Annotated in this window: 22 protein-coding genes; 15 read left to right on the top strand and 7 right to left on the bottom strand. The window is 72.9% G+C overall.

The window, feature by feature from the left end; genetic code table 11:
• Window positions 1–7: 7 nt before the first annotated feature.
• A complete protein-coding gene (locus AB0K12_RS42185) occupies window positions 8–376 on the bottom strand; it encodes a hypothetical protein (RefSeq protein ID WP_364573811.1) in 369 nt (122 codons plus the stop codon).
• 151 nt (window positions 377–527) lie between these two features.
• Here AB0K12_RS42185 and AB0K12_RS42180 point away from each other — a divergent pair, with 151 nt between their 5' ends.
• The 4 genes from AB0K12_RS42180 (at window position 528) to AB0K12_RS42165 (ending at window position 4,045) form a co-directional block, all read left to right on the top strand.
• Window positions 528–1,019, top strand: coding sequence for a hypothetical protein (locus AB0K12_RS42180; RefSeq protein WP_364573809.1), 492 nt, complete (start codon window positions 528–530; stop codon window positions 1,017–1,019).
• Between the two features lie 164 nt (window positions 1,020–1,183).
• Window positions 1,184–2,302: a sensor histidine kinase gene (locus AB0K12_RS42175; protein ID WP_364573807.1), complete on the top strand. Its 1,119-nt coding sequence runs from the start codon at window positions 1,184–1,186 to the stop codon at window positions 2,300–2,302.
• A 119-nt stretch (window positions 2,303–2,421) separates the two neighbouring features.
• The gene (locus AB0K12_RS42170) at window positions 2,422–3,015 is read left to right on the top strand and encodes a response regulator transcription factor (RefSeq protein WP_364573804.1); all 594 of its coding nucleotides are present in this window, start codon (window positions 2,422–2,424) and stop codon (window positions 3,013–3,015) included.
• Window positions 3,016–3,079: 64 nt separating this feature from the next.
• On the top strand, window positions 3,080–4,045 hold the full coding sequence (locus AB0K12_RS42165) for a hypothetical protein (protein WP_364573802.1): 966 nt from the start codon (window positions 3,080–3,082) through the stop codon (window positions 4,043–4,045).
• Here AB0K12_RS42165 and AB0K12_RS42160 read toward each other — a convergent pair.
• Window positions 4,038–4,634 (bottom strand): helix-turn-helix domain-containing protein, encoded by a 597-nt coding sequence (locus tag AB0K12_RS42160; RefSeq protein ID WP_364573800.1) that lies wholly within the window; start codon window positions 4,632–4,634, stop codon window positions 4,038–4,040. The two genes, AB0K12_RS42165 and AB0K12_RS42160, sit on opposite strands and share 8 nt — an antisense overlap.
• A 108-nt stretch (window positions 4,635–4,742) precedes the next feature.
• Between AB0K12_RS42160 and AB0K12_RS42155 the strand changes: the two genes are divergently transcribed.
• Window positions 4,743–5,531: an oxidoreductase gene (locus AB0K12_RS42155; protein ID WP_364573798.1), complete on the top strand. Its 789-nt coding sequence runs from the start codon at window positions 4,743–4,745 to the stop codon at window positions 5,529–5,531.
• Window positions 5,532–5,592: 61 nt separating this feature from the next.
• Here AB0K12_RS42155 and AB0K12_RS42150 read toward each other — a convergent pair whose 3' ends face one another.
• The gene (locus AB0K12_RS42150; RefSeq protein ID WP_364573796.1) at window positions 5,593–6,534 is read right to left on the bottom strand and encodes an AraC family transcriptional regulator; all 942 of its coding nucleotides are present in this window, start codon (window positions 6,532–6,534) and stop codon (window positions 5,593–5,595) included.
• 74 nt (window positions 6,535–6,608) lie between these two features.
• On the opposite strand from AB0K12_RS42150, the gene AB0K12_RS42145 reads away from it, so the two are divergent.
• Window positions 6,609–7,622: an SDR family NAD(P)-dependent oxidoreductase gene (locus AB0K12_RS42145; RefSeq protein WP_364573794.1), complete on the top strand. Its 1,014-nt coding sequence runs from the start codon at window positions 6,609–6,611 to the stop codon at window positions 7,620–7,622.
• On the opposite strand, the gene AB0K12_RS42140 is transcribed toward AB0K12_RS42145, so the two are convergent.
• On the bottom strand, window positions 7,612–8,307 hold the full coding sequence (locus AB0K12_RS42140) for a GntR family transcriptional regulator (protein ID WP_364573792.1): 696 nt from the start codon (window positions 8,305–8,307) through the stop codon (window positions 7,612–7,614). The genes AB0K12_RS42145 and AB0K12_RS42140 overlap by 11 nt on opposite strands.
• A gap of 91 nt (window positions 8,308–8,398) precedes the next feature.
• Between AB0K12_RS42140 and AB0K12_RS42135 the strand changes: the two genes are divergently transcribed.
• On the top strand, window positions 8,399–8,917 hold the full coding sequence (locus tag AB0K12_RS42135) for a YbhB/YbcL family Raf kinase inhibitor-like protein (protein ID WP_364573790.1): 519 nt from the start codon (window positions 8,399–8,401) through the stop codon (window positions 8,915–8,917).
• A gap of 170 nt (window positions 8,918–9,087) precedes the next feature.
• Here the strand turns inward: AB0K12_RS42135 and AB0K12_RS42130 are convergent, their stop codons facing one another.
• Window positions 9,088–9,882, bottom strand: coding sequence for an MBL fold metallo-hydrolase (locus AB0K12_RS42130; RefSeq protein ID WP_364573788.1), 795 nt, complete (start codon window positions 9,880–9,882; stop codon window positions 9,088–9,090).
• 28 nt (window positions 9,883–9,910) lie between these two features.
• Window positions 9,911–10,366, bottom strand: a complete 456-nt coding sequence (locus AB0K12_RS42125; protein ID WP_364573786.1) for a ClpX C4-type zinc finger protein — start codon at window positions 10,364–10,366, stop codon at window positions 9,911–9,913.
• 96 nt (window positions 10,367–10,462) lie between these two features.
• On the opposite strand from AB0K12_RS42125, the gene AB0K12_RS42120 reads away from it, so the two are divergent.
• The 5 genes from AB0K12_RS42120 to AB0K12_RS42100 all read left to right on the top strand — a co-directional run bounded on the left by AB0K12_RS42120 (window position 10,463) and on the right by AB0K12_RS42100 (window position 17,227).
• Entirely contained in the window at window positions 10,463–11,815 is a 1,353-nt protein-coding gene (locus AB0K12_RS42120; RefSeq protein WP_364573784.1) for an alpha/beta hydrolase domain-containing protein, read from the top strand.
• A 69-nt stretch (window positions 11,816–11,884) separates the two neighbouring features.
• Window positions 11,885–13,858 carry a protein kinase gene (locus AB0K12_RS42115; protein WP_364573782.1) on the top strand — a complete coding sequence of 658 codons (1,974 nt, stop codon included), beginning with the start codon at window positions 11,885–11,887 and terminating at the stop codon, window positions 13,856–13,858.
• Window positions 13,859–14,020: 162 nt separating this feature from the next.
• Complete coding sequence (locus tag AB0K12_RS42110; protein WP_364573780.1) at window positions 14,021–14,848, top strand: MOSC N-terminal beta barrel domain-containing protein; 828 nt, start codon at window positions 14,021–14,023, stop codon at window positions 14,846–14,848.
• A 64-nt stretch (window positions 14,849–14,912) separates the two neighbouring features.
• On the top strand, window positions 14,913–15,803 hold the full coding sequence (locus AB0K12_RS42105) for a TIGR03620 family F420-dependent LLM class oxidoreductase (protein ID WP_364573778.1): 891 nt from the start codon (window positions 14,913–14,915) through the stop codon (window positions 15,801–15,803).
• A gap of 29 nt (window positions 15,804–15,832) precedes the next feature.
• Complete coding sequence (locus tag AB0K12_RS42100) at window positions 15,833–17,227, top strand: MFS transporter (RefSeq protein ID WP_364573776.1); 1,395 nt, start codon at window positions 15,833–15,835, stop codon at window positions 17,225–17,227.
• A gap of 58 nt (window positions 17,228–17,285) precedes the next feature.
• Here the strand turns inward: AB0K12_RS42100 and AB0K12_RS42095 are convergent, their stop codons facing one another.
• Window positions 17,286–17,729: a MerR family transcriptional regulator gene (locus AB0K12_RS42095; protein ID WP_364573882.1), complete on the bottom strand. Its 444-nt coding sequence runs from the start codon at window positions 17,727–17,729 to the stop codon at window positions 17,286–17,288.
• A gap of 428 nt (window positions 17,730–18,157) precedes the next feature.
• Here AB0K12_RS42095 and AB0K12_RS42090 point away from each other — a divergent pair, with 428 nt between their 5' ends.
• The 3 genes from AB0K12_RS42090 to AB0K12_RS42080 all read left to right on the top strand — a co-directional run bounded on the left by AB0K12_RS42090 (window position 18,158) and on the right by AB0K12_RS42080 (window position 21,116).
• Window positions 18,158–19,624: a SulP family inorganic anion transporter gene (locus AB0K12_RS42090; protein WP_364573880.1), complete on the top strand. Its 1,467-nt coding sequence runs from the start codon at window positions 18,158–18,160 to the stop codon at window positions 19,622–19,624.
• Window positions 19,625–19,970: 346 nt separating this feature from the next.
• Window positions 19,971–20,162 (top strand): hypothetical protein, encoded by a 192-nt coding sequence (locus tag AB0K12_RS42085; RefSeq protein ID WP_364573774.1) that lies wholly within the window; start codon window positions 19,971–19,973, stop codon window positions 20,160–20,162.
• A gap of 63 nt (window positions 20,163–20,225) precedes the next feature.
• Window positions 20,226–21,116, top strand: a complete 891-nt coding sequence (locus AB0K12_RS42080) for an aminoglycoside phosphotransferase family protein (RefSeq protein ID WP_364573772.1) — start codon at window positions 20,226–20,228, stop codon at window positions 21,114–21,116.

Genomic DNA, 21,116 nt, shown 5'->3' with positions numbered 1-21,116 from the left:
GACTCCGTCAGGGTGCACCACCCAGCCCAGGACCGCCGGCCTGGCCGGACTCACCACCTTGCCCAGAAGCGCCGGCCTGCCCGGGGTTGCCGCCGTCCGCGCGGTTGGAGGGGGCGCACCTGCCCTTGCAGTAGCCGTTGGCGAGGATCAGGCGTCCGCGCGCCACCGTGTAGGCGCCGGCCGGCACCCCCACCAGGACTCCGCGGCAGACGGTGCAGACGAGCGACTGATCGGCGCCGGCCGGGGTGGCGAGGTCCGGCGGGCCGTGGCTCGCTTCGGGAGCGACGGGGGTGACGGCGGTGACGTTCGCTGAGGTGGGGGCTGAGGTGGGGGCGGCGGGGTTGGACATGGCGATGCCGGCTGGTGACTCGGTCATGCGGTCACTCTGCCCAACGCCACCGACAAATCTCCTCCGGAGCATCTCCTTTTCCCGGCGGCCCCGTCATCCAACGCGGACCTCCCGTACGAATGTCCTGCGAACGACACGACACGAAGGAAGCAGGACACCGAAGTACGGGGGAGAGGCCATGAAGAAGACGATCACCGCTGTGCTGGCCGGGGGCGCGCTGCTGCTCACCGCCTCGCCCGCGCTCGCCGAGACCGCCGGGCCCACCCTGGGCCCGTACGGATACGGCACGGTCAAGCTCGGCATGAGCGCGGCGAAGGCCAGGGCCACGGGGAAGATCGTGATCAAGCGGCGGGCGGGGGCGTTCGGCTGCGCGGGCTATGACCTGCGGGCGTCCCCGACCGGACGGAACAACGTGGGCGTCTACGTCTCGAAGCGGGTCGGCGTGGCCGTGATCCTGGCGCGTAAAGGCATGCGCACGCCGCGCGGCATCGGACTCGGCTCCACGATGATGCAGGTCAAGAGGGCGTACCCGGGGCTGAGGACGGCCCCGAGCGGGTTCCGGTTCGTGACGGTCCCCGGCAACCCGCGGGCCTACTACGCGTTCCTGCAGTCCAAGGGCAAGGTGCGCCAGCTGGTGCTGGCCCTCGACCGCCAGGACTGCGTCAACTGACGACGCGGCGGCCGGACTCGCGATCCCACCGAGTCCGGCCACTTTCTGAGCAGGGCAGGATCGCCGTACCGATACCGTCGGCCGCAGCAGTACATCCACCCCATTCAGGGCTTTGTGACATTCGTCAGGTTCCTACGGGTGGGCTGCTGGTTAGGGTGGCTGGCATGAAGGCCCGGTTCTGGACCTCCGTTTATCTCGTCGTCCTGGTGTGGCCGATTCCCGGGTTCCTCGCCTCGGGGCCGTCCCCTGCCGGGATCGTGGCGGTGGTGGCGGGGGTGGTGGGATTCGCCGGGCTCTATCTGCGGGTCGCGTGGACGGCGCTGGAGCGGCCGCATCGCAACGCCACCCCGTACGCGCTGATCCTGCTGTACGCGGTCGCGGCGGCGACGGCTCCGGCGCTGGGCGTGATGTGGGTGTTCGCGACCTCGTTCTTCCTCATCACGGCGGTCGCCACGGCGCTGCACGAGCGGGCCCTGCCGCTGGCGGCGGGCGCGACGATCGCGGCGGGCACGGCCGCTCTGCCGCTGCTCGGCGAGTCCCCGGCGGAGCTGTGGTGGATCCCGCTGCAGGCGGCGGTGTTCACCGCGGCGATTCGCGCTTTTCTCCGGCTGAACGCCGCCAACCGGGCGCTGAGCGAGGCCAACGTCAAGGTGGAACGGCTGGCGGTGGACAACGAGCGGCTGCGGTTCGCCCGCGACATGCACGATCTTCTCGGCCACAGTCTGGCGGTCATGACGGTGAAGAGCCAGCTCGCCGCCCGGCTGGCCGGCGCCGACCCGGCACGGGCCAGAGCCGAGATGGAGCAGGTGGAGGAGCTGTCCAGGCAGGCGCTCGCCGAGGTGCGCGAGGCGATCTCGGGCTACCGGGAGCTGTCGCTGCCCGACGAGCTGGACGGCGCGCGCCGCGCGCTCGGCACCGCCGGTGTCCGGCTTGAGGTGGCGGCCGGGCCGCTCCCCCCGGCCGCGGAACCCTTGCTGGCCTGGGTGGTCAGGGAGGGCACGACGAACGTCGTCCGGCACAGCGGCGCCCGTACCTGCCGTATCAGGCTCGGCGTGGCGGACGGGCAGGCGTACGCGGAGGTGCGTGACGACGGCCGGGGATCGGAAGCCGCGGATGACGGATGCGGCGGCAACGGCCTGCGCGGCCTCGCCGAGCGCATCGAGGTCGCGGGCGGCACCCTCACCAGCGGCCCTGCGGAGGAGGGCGGCTTCCTGCTCAGCGCGCGCATCCCGGTGCCCGGCACCGCGCCACTGGCCCGCGCCTGCCCAGCGGACCTGTCGTGATCCGCGCGTCCCGTGGGGGGCGGGTCCAGCCGCCGGCCCGCACCGCTCCCGGAGATCCGTCATGATCCACGTTCCGCCGTCCGGCGGCGTGTCGCTCACTTCGCCTTCAGGGGGTCGCCGTGATTAGTGTGCTGCTGGCCGACGATCAGCATCTGGTCAGGGAGGCGCTGGCGGCGTTGCTGGGGCTGGAGGAAGGGATCGAGGTGGTCGGGCAGGTCAGCCGGGGGGACGAGGTCGCCGGGGCGGTGGAGCGGTGCCGGCCTGACGTGGTGCTGCTCGACATCGAGATGCCGGGGCTCGACGGGCTGACCGCGGCGGGGCTGCTGGACGGCGTCAAGGTGATCATTCTGACCACGTTCGGCCGGCCCGGGTATCTGCGGCGGGCGAAGGACGCGGGCGTGGCCGGGTACGTGCTCAAGGACGCCCGAGCCGGTGAGCTGGCCGACGCGGTACGCCTGGTGCACGCTGGTGGCCAGGTCTTCGACCGCGGGCTCGCCGCCGCCAGCCTGTCCATCGGCGCGAACCCGCTCACCAGCCGCGAACGGGACGTGCTGCGCGCCGCCGCCGAGGGCGGCACCATCGCCGACATCGCGGGACGCCTCTACCTGTCCGACGGCACCGTACGCAACTACCTGTCGTCGGCGATCGGCAAGCTGGGCGCGCGCAACCGGGCCGAGGCGACGCGTGCCGCGGAAGCCAGAGGCTGGCTCTGACGACCGCGACAACCCCTGACGATCGTCACTACCGGCCCGATCCGGCGCTCGCGAGGCTGGAGACATGCTCAAACGTGTCGCGCCCGCCATCGGGCTCTTCTTCCTCTCGCCGCTGGCCGGCGAGTTCCTGCTGGGCAACCTGCCCATCACCATGCTGCCGGCGCTCGTGGCGCTGGCCCCGCTGTACGGCGGCGGCGCCCTGCTCATCCGCGAACTGGCCAGGCGCTCGGGCGCGGGCTGGCCGGGCATCGTCCTGCTGGCGCTGGCGTACGCGCTGATCGAGGAGGGCCTGGTCACCCGCTCGCTGTTCGCCCCGAGCTTCGCGGGGATGGACCTGACGGCTCAGGCGTGGCTGCCCGGGGTCGAGATGAGCGCCTGGTGGGCCGGCTTCGTGCTCGGCGGCGTGCACGTCGCGGGCAGCGTCTGCGCCCCGATCGCGGTCATGGAGGCGCTGGTGCCCGCCAGGGCGTCGGAGCCGTGGCTGCGCGTGCCCGGCCTGGTGGTGGCGGGGGTGCTGTTCGTGCTGGGCGCGGTGATGGCCTCCGCGTTCGATCCGGGGGCGTACGTGCCGTCGGTCGCGCAGGTCGTGGGCGTGCTGGTGGCGGTGGCGCTGCTCGCGTTCGTGGCGCTGCGCCGCAGGACGGCACGGACGGACGCGGGCCAGGCACCCGGGCCGTGGCCGGTGCTCGGCTGCTCGATGGCGGCGGGGGCGGTGTTCTGGCTGGCGAACCTGGCCTCCGGGACGCTCGGCGCGTGGCCGACGGTGGTGATCAACCTGGCGGTGTACGCCGTCGTCTGCGTCCTGGTGGTCCGCTGGTCGCGCCGGCCGGGCTGGGGCCTGCGCCAGACGTTCGCGCTGGGGGCGGGGAGCATGCTCACGTACGCCTGGCACGGTTTCCTGCAGCCGCCGGCCGTACCGGTGGCGCCGGCGGCCGACCTGGTGGGCAACGCCGTCTTCGCCGTGGCCGCCGTCGCGCTCCTGGCGGTGATCGCCGCCCGCCTGAGGACGGACGTCATGGAGCTCAGCTGACGTCGGTCCCCTTGCGCGTCAGGCCCTGGCCGGTGCCGACACCGCACAGCAGGGTGTCGACCACGCGGGTGGCGGCGGCGTCGATCTCGCACTCGCGCATCTGCGCCGCCACCCCGATCAGCGCGTAATAGACCCACTTGGCCCAGGCCAGGTCCGCGTCGGCGCGCAGCACGCCGTCGTCCTTGGCCCGCTGCAGCAGGCGGTCGCAGCGCAGCTCCACCTCGGCGTGCGCCCAGGCGGGCTCGCTGTCGCCGGGCCTGTCGAGCTCGAGCGCGAACGGCCACTGCCGTTTGACCCGCAGCACGTTGACCGCGACCTGGTAGAGCGCGATCAGCGGCGGGGTGGTCTCGGGGTGTGCGGCGTCCACGGCCGCGCCGAACTCGCGGGCCGCCACCGCGGCCAGCGCCTCCAGCAGCGCCTCGCGGGAGGCGAAGCGGCGGTGGACGGTCGTGCGCGCCACCCCGGCCGCCTCGGCGACCTGCTCCATGCTCGCCGCCGGATCCGCGGCGAACACCCGCTCCGCGGCCTCCAGGATCGTGCGCACCGTGCGCTCGGCGTCGGAACGCAACGCCCGGGTCGTCCCACTCACGCCCCGAAGGATACGTGACCGATCCGCTTACGCGCGAACTTGCAACAGATCTGTGCAAGTTCTATGGTTATCGCAACGATATTGATGCGACTAGCACGTGGAGATGACATGGATCTGCAGCTCAGTGACAGGACGGCCGTGGTCACGGGCGCGAGCAAGGGCCTCGGCCTGGCGATCGTGCGGACGCTGACGGCCGAGGGCATGCGGGTCGTCGCGGCGGCGCGTACGATCACCCCTCAGCTCAAGGAGACCGGCGCGGTCACGGTGCCGGCCGACCTGGCCACCCCCGAAGGGCCCGGCGAGCTGATCGCGCAGGCGCTCGCCGAGCTGGGCGAGATCGACCTGCTGGTCAACAACGTCGGCGGCGGCGACGCGACCCCCGAGGTCGCCGGCCCGTTCGCGGACATGAGCGATGACCTCTGGCAGCGCACCTACGAGCTGAACCTTTTCAGCGCCATCCGCGCCACCCGCGCCGCCCTGCCCAGCCTGCTGCGGCGGCGCGGCGGCGTGGTCAACATCTCCTCCATCTCAGCGCGGATGCCGAGCGGCGGGCCGATGCCGTACGCGACGGCCAAGGCGGCGCTGACCGTGTTCGGCAAGGCGCTGTCGGAGGAGGTCGGGCCTCAGGGGGTGCGGGTCAACACGATCTCCCCCGGCGCCGTCCGCACCGCGATGTGGGAGGAGTCGGGCGGATACGGCGCTCTGCTGGCCGGGATGCACGGCGTGGAGCTGGAGCAGTTCCTCGCCGGCCTGCCGGCGGCCACCGGCGTGACGACCGGCCGGCTCATCGAGCCCGAGGAGGTCGCCTCGCTGGTGGCGTGGCTGGCCTCACCCCACGCGGCCAGCGTCACCGGCGCCGATCACATCATCGACGGCGGCGTCATCAAGACCGCCTGACCCGCCCGGGGAGACCGCGCCGGGCTCAGGGGTGCCGGCGTGCGGGCGGTCCGGTCGCGTTTCAGGCGGGTGCCGCGGCGGGGTGGGGCTCGCCCGCCTGGCGGGCGCGAGAGCGGTAGCGCAGGGGCGACATGCCCACCTCGCGCTTGAACGCGGTGCTGAACGCGCTCTCCGACCCGTAGCCCAGCTCGGCGGCCAGCGACCCGACGCGCACGTCGCCGTCCCGCAGGGCTCGCCGCGCCAGCAGCATCCGCCACCGGCCGAGGTACGTCAGCGGCGGCACCCCCGCCAGCGTCCTGAAGCGTTCGGCGAACGAGGTGCGCGACATCGCGGCGGCCCTGGCCAGTTCCTCCAGGCTCCAGGGCCGGCCGGGCTCGCCGTGCATGAGGGTGAGCGCGGGGCTCAGGCGTTCGTCGGTCATCACCCGCAGCCAGCCAGGGGGCAGATCAGCCTGGTCGACGTAGGCGCGCAGCAGCTCGAGCACCAGGAGCTGGGCGTACTGGCGGATCGCGAACGCCGACCCCACCCGGCCCGCGCCCGCCTCCTCGGCCAGCAGGCGCAGGTTGCGGTGCAGGGCGGAGGCCTCGGCGGCGCGTACGTGCCCCACGGGCGGCAGCGCCTGGGCGAGCAGCGTCCGCCCGACGTGGTTGACCTCGATGTGGCCGCCCACGACGACGTCGGGCGGGCCGTCGCCGTCGTCGTGGCCGTAGGAGTTGTAGCCGGGCCCCGGCAGGAACTCGCACACCGGCCCGTCGCCGGTGCCGCCCTCGATGTGCAGCCACGAGCGCCCGTTCAGGATGGCGACCTCGCCCGGCCCGAGCTCGATCGGCGTGTCGAGGCCGTCGGTGAGCAGCCGCCCGTGCCCGTGGACCATCGCGATGAGCTTCAGCGGGTCGCCGATCTCGTGCTGCGACCGCCAGGGGCCGTACACCTCGAACGCGCCCGTCATCTGGCCGCGCACCTCGACGAGTTCGAACACTTCCGAGAGCTGGTCACCGCGCATGGGCGTACTATCGAGCAGAAAATCCGGACTGTCAATTATTCAGCGTACGGACGGCGGCGGCCAGAGTGAGAGGCATGAACGACAGACACCACCCCATCGGGTCCGGATTCACCGCCGCCTCCACCGCCGACGATGTGCTCAAGGGCATCGACCTCTCTGGTAAGCACGTCATCGTCACCGGCGGCCACAACGGCATCGGCCTGGAGACCACGCGGGCGCTGAGCAGGGCGGGCGCGTCGGTCCTCGTGGGCGCGCGCAGCCCTGAGCGTGCGGCGCCTGCGCTGGAGGGCGTCGAGCGGGTCGAGGTCGACCGGCTCGACCTGCTCGACCCCGCCTCGATCGGCGCCTTCGCCGCCCGCTACCTCGCGTCGGGGCGTCCGCTGCACATCCTGATCAACAACGCCGGCATCATGTCCGGGCCGCTGGTCAGGGACGCGCGCGGGTACGAGTCCCAGTTCGCCACCAACCACCTCGGCCACTTCCAGCTCACGCTCGGCCTGCTGCCCGCCCTGCGCGCCGCGCACGGCGCCCGCGTCGTGAACGTGACCTCCGGCGGGCACCGGCTCTCCGACATCCGGTGGGACGACCCCCACTTCACCACCGGGTACGAGGGCATGCTCGGCTACGGCCAGTCCAAGACGGCCAACGTGCTGTTCGCCGTCGAACTGGACCGCCGATGGAAAGCCGACGGCATCCGCGGGTACGCCGTGCACCCCGGCATCGTCCACGGCACCGACCTCGGGCCGCACCTGGCCGTCGGCGAGGAGCGCCGGCAGTGGCTGAGCGACGCCGAACTGCGGGCCATGGGCATCATCGACGAGTCCGGCCGGCCGGTACACGACCCCGACCGCGAGCTGAAGACCCCGCAGCAGGGGGCCTCGACCAGCGTCTTCGCGGCGACCAGCCCGCTGCTCGACGACATCGGCGGCGTCTACCTGAAGGACAACGACATCTCACCGGTGGACGAACCGACTGACATCAACTTCGGTGCCGACGACAACATCCGCTCCTACGTCGTCCCCCACGCCCTCGACCCGGACTCGGCCCGCCGCCTCTGGGACCTGAGCGAACGCCTGCTCAACACCTGACCCCGCGGCGCTTGGACGTGCCTCCAGGCATGCGGGCCAGGGCGTCGATGGTGCGGAGGATGTGGTGACGGAGCAGGGTTGCCGCTTCGTCGGGGTCGCGGGACAAGGCCGCTTCCTCCAGGGCGCGGTGCTCGGCGTCGGCGTCCCGGTCGGGGGTGGCGGCGCCGGACCAGCGGCGGGCCAGTTCGCCTGCGGTCCAGAGCCGGTCGAAGCCGTCCAGCAGCACGTCGTTGCCGCAGCCTTCGAGCAGTGCGCGATGGAAGCGGCGGTGCGCCTCCGCCCATGCCTCGCCGTACGGGGCGTCGCGATCGTCCTCATACGGCGGGGTGCCGGCGAGGCGGTGATGGGCGGCCCGTACGCGCGCCTCCCACTCCAGGTCACCGCGCTCGATGGCCAGCCGCAGCATGGCCGGCTCGGTCAACGCCCTGGCCTCGGCGATCTGCCGCCACCGCGCCGCCCCGGTGTCGGGCACGGCGAAGCCACGGTTCGGGAGCCGTTCCGCCAGCCCCTCCCCCACGAGCCGCAACAGCGCCTCCCTGGCGACGGCGAGACTGACGCCGTGGCGGGTGGCCAGTTCCTGCGGCTTGAGCGGCTGCCGGGGCGCGAACTCACCGTGCAGCACGGCGGCCCGCAGCGCCGCGTACATGCGCTCGGACGGTGACCCTTCGATCGATTCACTAGCCATAAGTCACATCCTAGCCAAATAATCGATTTTGTGTAGAGTGGTCGATCGCGGCGTCCTTGTGCCGCATGTCCCCGAGACAGGAGATCCGTTCATGAGCAACAACCCGTTCGCCCGCCTGCCCGAGGTGCCGTCCTTCACGCTGACCAGCACCAGCGTGGAGGACGGCAAGCCGCTGCCCCCGCCCCAGATGGGCGGCAGCGACGCCTCGCCGCAGTTGTCGTGGAGCGGCGCCCCCGAGGGCACCCGGAGCTACGCGGTCACCGTGTACGACCCCGACGCCCCCACCGGGTCAGGATTCTGGCACTGGGCCGTCGCCAACCTCCCCGCCACCACCGCCTCGCTGCCGGAGGGCGCGGGCGACGACACCGGCTCCGGCCTGCCCGCCGGCGCTGTGCAGATCCCGAACGACGCCCGCCTGCCCCGCTACATCGGCGCGGCCCCGCCCGCCGGGCACGGCGAGCACCGCTACTTCATCACCGTCCACGCCCTCGACGTCGAGGACATCGGGGTGCCCGCCGAGGCGACCCCGGCCTATCTCGGCTTCACCATGGCCGGCCACACCCTCGCCCGCGCCACCCTCGTAGCCACCGCCGAAACCCCTGCCTCCTAACGCCCGCCTCCTAACCCCCGCGCGCTCTGACGCCCCACCCCGGAACGACCCCAGCCCGGTGCCCGCGAGGCGGCAGGGTGGGGGCAGGGTGGGAGCGGCACGGGCCGACGGGCGGACCGGGCGGCGCCGGCCGACCGGCCGGGCGGCGGCGCGAGGCGGTCGTGGTGGTGTCAGTGTGGGGTGAGGGCCAGGGTGGTGTGGGTGCCGGCGCGCAGCAAGGTGAGGCGGTCGGTGAGGCCGGCGGCGGCGAAGGCGGCGGTGAGGGTTTCGGGGCCCTGGGTGAAGTGGCCCCAGCCCTCGAAGTGCAGTGGCACGACGTGCGAGGCGTCCAGGATGCGGGCGGCCTCGGCGGCCTGGGCGCTGGTCAGGGTGAGGTTGGCGCCGTCCATGAGGGCGGTTCTGGCCGCGCCGGCGAACAGCACGGCCACATCCACGGCGAAGCGTCCGGCGATCTCGGCGACCAGGTCGAGTGAGGCGTTGTCTCCGCTGACGTACACGGTCGGCACCCCGTCGCCCGACAGCACGAACCCGGCGACCTCTCCCACGACGGGCTCGCTGCCCTCGGGCCCGTGCAGGGCAGGCACCCGGGTGACCCGCAGCGTCCCGCCGCCGGGGCGGGGCAGGCCGACGTGCTCCCAGACGGGCACGGCGCAGGTCGTCCCGCCCAGCCGCCCGGCCGCGCTCGCCGTCGTGAGCACGATCGGGACCTCGCCGAGGTAGTCGCGCCCGCCGTCGTCGAGGTTGTCCTTGTGCTGGTCGTGGGAGAGCAGCACGGCGTCGATCGGCCCGACCTCGGACGGGCCCAGCACGGCGGGCGCGGTCTTGGTGAGGACGCGCCCTGGCGCGACCTCGTACGAGCCGGCCGGGTCGAACGTCGGGTCGGTGAGCAGGCGCAGCCCCCCCACCTCCAGGATCGCGGTGGGTCCCCCGAGCGCGTGCACGCCGATCTGCGGTGCGGTGGTCATGGTCGTCCTTCGCGGAGTAGGTGGGCGGTCAGCCGGTGCGTTCGTCGTCGAGCGCGCCGGCGACGTCGGCCGCGAACCGGTCCCACGCGGCCTGCCGTGACACCCCCAGCGCCTCGCCGATCCTGGCCCACGTCACCCCGCGCTCGCGCAGCAGCCGCACCCAGGCGCGCAGGTCGCGTTCCGCCTGCTCCACGGTGAGGGCCTGGCGGGGCAGCATGGCCAGCATGTCGTCGTCGGACATGGTGGTCAGGTAGGCGTCGGTGCGGGGGTCGGGCCCGCGGTGCACCGGCTGGGGAGCGTCGCCGGAGGTGGGCGGGGTGCCGGCGATGATCTGGGCGGCGAGGTCCACGCAGGCGTCGCAGATGTAGACGCCGGGGCCCGCGACGACGCGGGCGGCCTCGGCGTACGGCTTGCCGCAGAACGAGCAGCGGGTCGGCAGGCCGTCGGCCGCGCCCACGGGACGGGTGCGTCTGCTGCGTGTCACGGCAGGATCATCCCATGGCAGCCTGTCAGCCCAAGCTTGACAGCCCGGCTTGTCAAGGGCAGGCTGACACGACTACCCGACGGGAAGGATGCCCCCATGCCCACTCCCCTGCCCGACCTGCGCCCCTGCCACGGCGGGCGCGGCCGGCCCTTCGACGCCGCCCGTCCCGGCGACGTGCCCGGCCGCCACGTCGAGGAGGAGTACGTGATCAGCGGCACCGCCGCCGCCTACCTGGAGGGCGGGGCCGGCGTGCGGGCGCGCGCCCCGTACGTCACGCGCCTGCTCACCCGGGCCCCCGAGCGGGGGTTCAACGGCGTGGTGATCGTGGAGTGGTTCAACGTCTCGGCGTACATGGACGCGGGCGTCGAGTGGGTCTACACGCACACCGAGCTGGTACGCGACGGCTACGCCTGGGTCGGCGTCTCGGCCCAGTGCGCCGGGGTGACCGGCAGCGCCCTGCCGCCCGAGGGCCCCGCACCCGGCGGTCTCCAGGCATGGGACCCCGCCCGGTACGGCACGCTGCAGCACCCGGGCGACGACTTCTCGTACGACATCTTCTCCCAGGCCGGGCGGGCGATCGCCGAGCTGTTCCCGGGAGCGCGGCTGGTCGCGGCGGGAATGTCGCTGGGTGCGCACCGGCTCACCACCTACGTCAACGCGATCGACCCCCTCGCCCAGGTCTACGACGGGTTCCTGATCCACAGCCGCATGGGCGCCGCAGCGCCGCTCGTCCTGCCCGATCCGCCCGCGTTCGACCCGACGCCTGTGCCGTTCCGCGACGACCCGCGCGTACCGGTGCTGGCGCTGCTCACCGAGACGGACGTGGTCACCCTCGGCTACCGGGCGGCCAGGCGTCCCGACGGGCCTGCCCTGCGCGTGTGGGAGATCGCCGGCGCCGCCCACGCCGACACCTACGCCGAGGCCGGCGCCGCGCACGACATGACCCGCCTCGACCCGGCCCGGCTGGCCGCCGCGCTCGCTCCGCGCCGGCGGGCGGCCGGGTTCGACTTCGGTCACACCGTGAACGCGGCGCCGCAGCACCATTACGTGGCCAACGCCGCCGTCCACCACCTCGCCCGCTGGGTGCGCGACGGCACGCCCCCGCCGCACGCCCCCCGCCTTGAGCTGCGGCCCGGAGCGTCGGCCGCGCTGGCCAGGGACGCGTTCGGCAACGCGCTCGGCGGCGTGCGCACCCCCTGGATGGACGCGCCCACCGCCGTCCTGACCGGCATCAGCCCGAACGACGGGCTCATCGAGCGGCTCTTCGGCGAGACCGTGCCGTTCGACGCGGCGACCCTCGAGACGCTCTATCCGGGCGGGGCGGCCGGCTACCTCAAGGCGTTCGGGGCGGCCACCGACGCGGCGGTGGCGGCCGGCTTCCTGCTGCCGGCCGACGCCGGCGAGATCAAGGCGCTCGCCGCCACCTCATACCAGACCGCTGTTGTGTGATCTTGCTCGGGCCCCGCCCGCCCTGGCTATTGTTGATCTCCACAATGCGGCGGAGGGGGATCACGACAGATGGCTCAGGACGAGTCCGAGGCGTCTCTGGGGAGCCGGTACGTGCTGCTGGAGGAGATCGGCGGCGGCGCCATGGGGACGGTCCGGCGGGCGCGCCTGCGCGACACCGGCGAGATCGTGGCGGTCAAGCTGCTGCGCGACGGCCTGGCCGCCGACCAGGACCTGGTGCTGCGCTTCGTCCAGGAACGCAACGTCATGCGCAGCCTGCGCCACCCTCACATCGTGCCGGTACGCGACTTCGTCGTCGAAGGCGACCGGCTCGCCCTGGTCATGGACCTCGTCGAGGGCGGCGACCTGCGCGGCCTGCTGCGTCAGCGCGACACCCTGCCGCCGTCGGAGGCGGCCCGGCTGATGGCGCAGGTCGCCGAGGCGCTGGCCGCCGCGCACGCGCTCGGGGTCGTGCACCGGGACGTCAAGCCGGGGAACGTACTGATCGACACCGCCGGGCGGGCGCGGCTGAGCGACTTCGGCGTGGCCCGCATCGTGCACGGACCCGGCCTGACCGGCACCAGCTCGATCATCGGCACCCCCGCCTACCTGGCCCCCGAGGTCGCCGAGGGTGACGCCGCCACGGCCGCCGTGGACGTCTACGCGCTCGGCCTCATCCTGTACGAGCTGCTCGCCGGCCGCCCGCCCTTCGCCGGCGACCACCCGATGGCGCTCCTCCGCCAGCACGCCACGGCCATGCCCCGTCGTCTCCCCGGCATGCCCGACGCCCTGTGGACGCTGATCTGGACCTGCTCCGCCAAGGACCCGGCCGCCCGCCCGACCGCCGAAGCCGTCGCCGCCTCCCTCCACCAGGCGGCCCCGGCCCTGACGGGCGTCCCCGCCTTGCCTCCTGTCCCCCGCACCGACCCCGCTTCCTCCACCTCAGAGCCCCTCCCCACCCCACCCAAGCCGGCCCCCACCCCGTCGCAGCCGGGCCCCTCGCCCACCCCGGATCCGCGGCCCGCCGTCCCCCACCCACTGGGGCCCGCCGCCGACCCGCAGCACTCCGGCCCCGGAGCCGCCACCAACTCCGAGCCTTGGCCCCCGGGCTCCGGCCCCGACCGGACTCCCAGCGCGTTCAGCACCTCCGCTTCCCAGCCGCCCGGTTCCGGCACCCTGCCCCCGGGTCACCACGCTCCCTTCGCCCCGGAGCCCCACTCCCAGGCGGCGCCTTCGCAACCGCCGCCCTCGCCTGAGCCGTCCACCTGGCCGCAAGGGGCCGGTGGCGGAGGGGCCGGTCGCGGAGGCGCGGGGAGCCCCGTTCGGCCGTCGCGGAAGCGGGGCGTGCTTGTGGCGAGCGGAGCTCTGGCGGTGGTGCTGGCCGGGACGGCGCTGGTCGTCGCGGCGCCTTGGCGGCAGGAGGCCGCTCCCGTGGCCGCTCCCACGACGCCGCCGTCCACCCCGTCCACGCCGCCCGCCACGCCGTCGGGGGCCGCGGCGGTGGACATCGCGACGCCGTCGCCGAAGTCGCTGGCCAAGCGCGAGAAACACCGGGAGACCCCGAAGGTGGTCGTCACGGTCACCGCCACCCCGCCGAGCCCGGCGACCACCGCGCCGACGCAGCCCGTACGGACGAAGTCGAGCAAGCCGAAGCCCCGGGAGACCGAGCCGGAGACCGAGGCGCCGCCGTCGGAGCCGCCGGCGCCGCAGTGGCGCTGCCGCTCCTGGCTCACGACGGCCGGCGGGGTGGACATGTCGCCGTGCATGGCGGTGACCGGCGACATCATCCATCTGAAGGGCCAGGTCAGGGGGTCGGCGCGATCCGACGTCCACGTCCAGCTCTACGACACCGACGCCGACACGAACCTGTCGCAGCCGTTCATCTGCGCGGGTGTGCTCGCGCCGGCGGGCGGGGTCGCCACGTGCGGCCCGTTCACGATCAGCGTCCCGCGCAAGGGGGCGAAGACGGACGTGCGGCAGCGCTGGCGGCGCACCGGCAGCGTGTCGTGGAGCGGCGGCGCGGAGAGCCCGTACATCGTCTGGTGACCCGCGGTTGACGATCCCGATCGCGACCCTAGTAAGTTTCCTATGCAAACTCAGTGAGTATGGAAATGGAACTTACTATGTCGCACCCCACCGAAGGCGATCACACCGTCAGGCCGACACACCCCTGCTGTCCCGTCCGCGGCGCGGCATAGGGCCGGGGTCATGGCAACCGTCACCGAGCTGACCACCTACCCCGTCAAGGGATGCGCCGGCGTCCCGCTCACCGAGGCGGCGATCACCCCCGCCGGGCTCGCACACGACCGCAGCTTCATGGTGGTCAGCGACCGGGGCGTGTTCAAGACTCAGCGCCGCGACCCCAAGCTCGCCACGATCCGGCCGCGCGTCGCCTCCGACGGCGGACTGCTCACCCTCGGCGCCCCCGGCTTCGAGGACCTGGACCTGCTCGTGGATGTCACCGGCGAGCGGCGGCCGGTGGACCTGTTCGGGACCGCGTACCGGGGCATCGACCAGGGCGACGCGGCGGCGCAGTGGCTGACGGAGGTGCTCGGCCGGCCGAGCCGCCTCGTGCGGGTGCCGCCCGAACACGACAGGAACACCAGCGGAAGCACCCCCGGCACCGCCGGTTACGCCGACAGCAGCGCCGTACTGGTGACCACCCGTTCTAGCCTCGACCTGCTCAACCACCGCCTCGTCACGCGCGGCGCGGCGCCCGTGCCGATGAACCGCTTCCGTGCCAACATCGTCATCGACGGCTGGGACGACCCCCACGCCGAGGACCGCGCCCGCCGCCTGACGATCGGCACCGCCGGCCTCGCCTACGCCAAGCTTGCCATCCGCTGCGCCGTCACCATGGTCGAGCAGGAGACGGGGGCGAAGGCGGGCCCGGAACCGCTGCGGACCCTGGCCGACTACCGCCGGGCGGCGAGGGGCGGGGTGGCGTTCGGGGTCCGGTACGCGGTGCTCAGGCCCGGAAGGGCGGCGGTCGGCGAGACCGTCCAGGTCACCGAGTGGGGTCCGTCCGAGCTGTAGCAATACGGATCGACAAAATGCGATATGTTGATCCGACTTGTCGGCATGATGAAGGAGAACTGCCATGAGCGGGAACGACCGCCTTGACCTCGGGCCTTTCGGCATCTACACCTTCGACTTCGAGCACCTGCCGGCGGCGCGGGTGCGGGATGCGGTCCAGGAGCTGGAGGAGCTGGGCTGGCCGGCCGTGTGGGTCCCCGAACTGCTCGGACGCGAGGCGCTCTCGCACGCCGGCTTCCTGCTGGCGAGCACCGAGCGGCTCACGGTGGTGAACGGCATCGCGCAGATCTGGTCGCGCGGGACCCGGTGGACGCACGGCGGCGCGCTCCTGCTGGCCGACGCCTACCCGGGGCGGCACGTGCTCGGGCTGGGGTTCGGCGGCGAGCCGAAGCCGGGGGTCAAGCCGCTGGGAGCGATGGCGGCGTACCTGGACGAGATGGACGCGGTCGAGACCGTGAATCCGGCGCCGCGGGGTCCGGTGCGGCGGATTCTGGCCGCGTACGGGCCGAAGATGCTGGAGCTGGCCCGCGACCGGACCGCGGGCGCCCAGACCTACCACGTGAACGTCGCGCACACCGCGCAGGCGCGCGAGTTGCTCGGACCTGAGACGTTCCTCGCCGTCGAACACCCCGTGCTCTTCGAGTCCGACCCGGGCAAGGCCCGGGCGATCGCGCGCGAGCACCTGAGCCCTTACCTGTCCCGGCCGTTCAACGTGGCCAAGTTCCGGCGGCTCGGCTACTCCGACGAGGAGATCGGCGGGGGCGGCAGCGACCGGCTGGTGGACGACTTCGTGTTCTGGGGCGAGCCGGACGTCATCGCGGACAAGCTGCGCGCCCATCGCGAGGCCGGGGCCGACCACGTCGCCGTCCAGGTGATCGGCGTGCAGCCGGGCGGGTCGGCGATGCCGCAGTGGCGGCTGCTCGCCGAGGCGCTCCTGCCAGTCAGTACGATGTGAGCACATCGATTTGACGGGGAGGCCGCGCGTTGCCGATCGTCCTGGCGCTGCTGTGCGCGGCGCAGTTCATGGTGGTCCTGGACGTGTCCGTGGTGAACGTGGCCCTGCCTTCCATCGCGGAAGCGCTGGCCGTCGGGCCTCGGGGGCTCGCCTGGGTCGGGAACGCGTACGCGCTGACCTTCGGCGGGCTGCTGCTGCTCGGCGGGCGGCTGGCCGACCTCTACGGGCACCGGCGGATCTTCGTCGCGGGCCTGGCCGTGTTCTCCGCCGCCAGTCTGGCCGGTGGGCTGGCGGACACGGCCGGGCTGCTGATCGCCGCGCGGGCCGGGCAGGGGGTGGGGGCGGCGATCCTGGCGCCGGCCACGCTCACCGTCCTGACCGCCGTCTTTCCCGAGGGGCCGCGGCGTACCCGGGCCATCGCCGTCTGGACGGCCGTCAGCCTGGCGGGCGGCACGGCGGGCAACCTCATCGGCGGGGCGCTGACGCAGTATCTGTCGTGGCGGTCGATCCTGCTGGTCAACGTGCCTATCGGGCTGGCCTGCCTGGTCGCCGCCCGCCGGCTGCCCGCCCGTCCCGGGCGGCGCCGCGGGCGGCTCGACGTGCTGGGCGCGCTGACGGCCACCGCCGGGCTGGTGGCGCTGGCGTACGGGGTGTCCGGGTCGGTCGTCGCCGTCGTCGGCGGGTGTGCGCTGCTGGGGTTGTTCGTGCTGGTGGAGACGCGGGTCGCGGCCGTTCCGCTCATCCCGCCCTCCCTCGTGCGGGCTCGGGCGATCTGGCTGGGCAACGCGGCGATGCTGCTGGCCGGTGCGTGCCTCAACCCGATGTGGTACTTCCTGACGCTGTCCCTGCAGAACGTCCTCGGATACGAGCCGCTGCTGACCGGGCTGGCGTTCCTGCCGCACACGCTGCTGACCATGCTCGTCGGGCTACGGGTGACGCCTTGGCTGATGCGGCGTACCGGTGACCGGGTGCTCATCGTCACGGGCGCGCTGATCGGAGCGGCCGGCTTCCTGTGGCAGAGCCGCCTCGGGCCCGGCGGCGACTACGTGACCGCCGTCCTCGGCCCGGCTGCGTTGATCTCGCTCGGCGGCGGCCTGCTGAACACCCCGCTGACCGTCACCGTCACCTCAGGCGTGGCCTCGGAGGACGCCGGGGCGGCCTCCGGCCTCATGAACACCGCCAAGCAGATCGGCGGCGCTCTTGGCCTGGCCACCCTGGTCGCCTTGACGTCCACGCAAGGGGCCGGCGCCAACCCGGCCGACCTGGCGGAAGGCTACGGACAGGCGTTCGTGCTCATAGCGGTGGCGCTGGCAGGGGCCGGCGTCCTGGCCCTCGCCCTACCGAACCGCCGGGACCCCGAAGCCACTCCCCCTGACCGCAACCAGACCTGGGCCGGCTCACGGCTCGGCCGCCGTTGGCGCTGAGGGCCTTCGGGGGGTTGAGGGGCGTGAGGGTAAGGCCGGTGGTGGGGCGGGTCGGCGTTCACCTGGGGTCGGCTGCCAGTTGGGTGGCGCGTTTCGCGAGGTCGGTGGCGAACTCCTCGGCGCGGGCCAGTTGGGTGCGCAGGGCGGCGCAGCGGTCGCGGGCCGCCCCCTCGAAGCGGGCGAGTCTGGCCGCCAGGTGAGCGCGTTCGGCCGGTGACAATACCTGCCGCTCGGTCGGTTGTGAGGCGGTCGGGGTGGTTTCGTCGAGGCGGTCGGTGATGGAGAGCAGTTCGCCCATCTCCTCCAGGGTGAAGCCGAGTGGCTTCATGCGGCGGATCACCATCAGGCGGGCGACGTCGGCCTCCGTGTAGAGGCGGAAGCCGCCCTGGCTTCGGGCGGACGGCCGGACGAGGCCGACCTCGTCGTAGTGGCGGATGGTGCGCAGCGACAGCTCGGTGCGGGCCGCCACCTCGCCGATGTGCATGTGACCTGATGTCTCCATGACGGGCGGCGCGGGCTCGTCCATCTCTCGTACGACCTCACTGCCCGGCGTGGTGGGTGCGGCGTGCCAGGCCCCGCCGGATCTCTACCCTAACGTTAAGGTAGAGTTACCGATGGCCGCGCCGGGAGAGGCGCGGACCCGACACCCCCGGCGCTCCGGCCACGACGACGTGTGCCGCCGCCGTCATCTCCGAGGTCAGGACTCTCGACGCGCGCATGCCTTTGATCATCACCGCCTGCTGCCCACCGTGACCTGCTCACCGTGACCTGCTCGCGGCGCGCATCGCCGCCCCGCCGCTCTCCCGCGTCTCTCCCCCCGTCTCGCTCCACCGCGCCGTACGCTCCGGCGCCGCCTCACCCTCATCAGAAGGATGTTCGTTGCCCAGCTCTTCCGTGCCCGCCCGCCCGTCCGCGTCCCTGGCCGCCCGGCTGCGGCCAGGCCGGCCTGCCTGGCTGTCGCCGTCGGTCGCACGTACCGAGTTCCTGTCCGGCCTGGTCGTCGCGCTGGCGCTGATCCCTGAGGCGATCTCGTTCTCGATCATCGCCGGGGTGGACCCCAGCGTCGGCCTGTTCGCCTCGTTCACCATGGCCGTGGTGATCGCGTTCGTCGGCGGCCGGCCCGCGATGATCTCCGCGGCGACCGGCGCGATCGCGCTGGTGGTGGCGCCGCTGACCCGCGAGTACGGCTTCGGCTACCTGATCGCGACGGTCATCCTGGGTGGGCTGATCCAGATCGTGCTGGGCGCGCTCGGTGTGGCCAAGCTGATGCGGTTCGTGCCGCGCAGCGTCATGGTCGGGTTCGTGAACGCGCTGGCCATCCTGATCTTCATGGCGCAGGTGCCGGAGCTGATCGACGTGCCGTGGGTCGTCTATCCGCTGGTGGGCGGGGCGCTGGTGCTGATGGTGCTGCTGCCGCGCCTGACCAGGGTGGTGCCGGCGCCGCTGATCTCGATCGTGGCGCTCACCGCGCTCACCATCGGCGCGCACCTGGCGGTGCCGACGGTCGGCGACCGCGGGGCGCTGCCGGCCTCGCTGCCCGTGCCCGGCCTGCCCGACGTGCCGTTCACGTGGGACACGCTCACCCTCATCGCCCCGTACGCGCTGGGCTTCGCACTGGTCGGGCTGATGGAGTCGCTGATGACGGCCAAGCTCGTGGACGACATCACCGACACCCGCTCGTCCAAGACGCGCGAGTCGATCGGCCAGGGCGTCGCGAACATCGTCACCGGTTTCTTCGGCGGCATGGGCGGCTGCGCCATGATCGGCCAGACGATGATCAACGTCAGGAACGGCGCCCGGACCCGGCTGTCCACGTTCACGGCCGGGGTCATGCTGATGGTGCTGTGCGTGGTGTTCGGGCCGCTGGTCTCGCAGATCCCGATGGCCGCGCTGGTGGCGGTGATGATCCTGGTGTCGTTCGGCACGTTCGACTGGCACTCCATCGCGCCCGCCACGCTCAGGCGGCTGCCGGTCGGCGAGACCACCGTCATGCTGGTCACGGTCGCCGTGGTGGTCGCCACGAGCAACCTGGCGATCGGCGTCGTCATCGGCTCGCTGACCGCGCTGATCATCTTCGCCCGCCGGGTCGCGCACCTCGCCGACGTCACCGCCTGCCTCGACCCCGAAGGCAGGCAGGTCGTCTACGCGGTCACCGGGGAGCTGTTCTTCGCCTCCAGCAACGACCTGGTCTCGCGGTTCTCCTATGCCACCGACCCCGACGACGTGGTCATCGACCTGACCGACGCGCACATCTGGGACGCCTCATCGGTCGCCGCGCTGGACGCCGTCGAGGCCAAGTACGCCGCCCGCGGCAAGAGCGTGCGCATCGTGGGCCTCAACCAGCCGAGCGCCCGCATGCACGAGACCCTCTCAGGCGAGCTGTCCGGCAGTCACTGAACCGCCGGCGTACCGGCTCCGGCGGTGCACCTCCAGGCTGACCCGGCCGGGCTGCAGGGTGTGCGGCTGCCGGTCTCTCTGATCAGTTCTTGCGTTTGTTGCGCTCGCTGCGGTAGGCGATGCCGATCGCGATCAGGATGGCGATGGCGGAGATGATCCAGACCGGTTCCACCGAGTTCCTCCCAACGCTGCGGATGGTGCGGCGCTCGCCCTACCCGGAGAGAGACACGCAAACGGATATGTGGGCATTGACGTGCAATGTCCTGATCTGACGGTTACAACGCTCACTTTCAGGAAAGAACCTTGCCCACTGACCGCTACCCCACCTGACCCCCGGGAGACCTCCATGCTCACACCCACTGCCCCCGTTCCCGCCGGCCCCCATGACGCGGCCGCGGGTGGAGGGGCGCGGGTGCTCTGCTCCGGCGACCCGTACGACCTGACGGGCACCGCGCATTCGTGGAGCGAGTTCGGCGAGGACGATCTGGGCACCCTCTACCGCTGCGACGTATGCGGCGTGACCGACGTCGCTCCCTGACCACGCGCCGCAAAAGGATTTGCGGACCGCGACCGGCCTCGGGCAACCTTGCCCCTCGTGAAAATGCACGCCGACCAACTGACGATCGAGGCCGGGACCGTACAGAAGCTCGTGGACGAGCAGTTCCCGCAGTGGCGCGGCCTGCCCGTCACCATGCTCGCCACCCAGGGCACGGTCAACGCCGTCGCCCGCATCGGCGACCGCCTCGCCGCCCGCTTCCCGCTGCAGCCCGGCGACCCCGAGGCGGTGCGAAGCCGGCTGGAGGCGGAGGCGGGCGCGGCCCGCGAGCTGGCCGCGGCCACCCGCTTCCCAGCGCCCGAGCCGGTCGCGCTGGGCGAGCCTGGCGCGGGCTACCCGCTCCCCTGGTCGGTGCAGACCTGGCTGCCGGGCACGGTGGCCACCGACGCCGACCCCGGCGAGTCGTCCGCGTTCGCCCGCGACCTGGCCGACCTCATCGGCGACATCCGCGCCATCGACACCCGCGGCCGCACGTTCTCCGGCCAGGGCAGGGGCGGCGACCTGCGCGCCCACGACGAGTGGATGGAGACCTGCTTCCGCAGCAGCGAGCACCTGATGGACGTACCCCGCCTGCGCCGCGTCTGGGCGCACCTGCGCGAGCTGCCCCGCGAGTCCCCCGACGCGATGAACCACGGCGACCTCATCCCCGGCAACGTGCTCGTCGCGGACGGGCGGCTGGCCGGCGTGCTCGACACCGGCGGCCTCGGCGCCGCCGACCCCGCCCTCGACCTCGTCAGCGCCTGGCACCTGCTGGAGGCGGAGCCGCGCGAGGAACTGCATGCCGCGCTCGGCTGCGGCGACCTGGAGCGGGAGCGCGGCAAGGCGTGGGCGTTCCAGCAGGCGATGGGCACGGTCTGGTATTACGTCGACAGCAACCCGCCGATGAGTTTCATGGGGCGGCGCACCCTGGAACGCATCCTTGCAGAAACCGGATGA

The organism is Nonomuraea sp. NPDC049419, from assembly GCF_040676995.1.
Taxonomy (GTDB): Bacteria; Actinomycetota; Actinomycetes; order Streptosporangiales; family Streptosporangiaceae; genus Nonomuraea; species Nonomuraea salmonea.
Note: the sequence above shows the minus strand (reverse complement) of the source record. Positions and strands in the feature narration are given on the sequence as shown.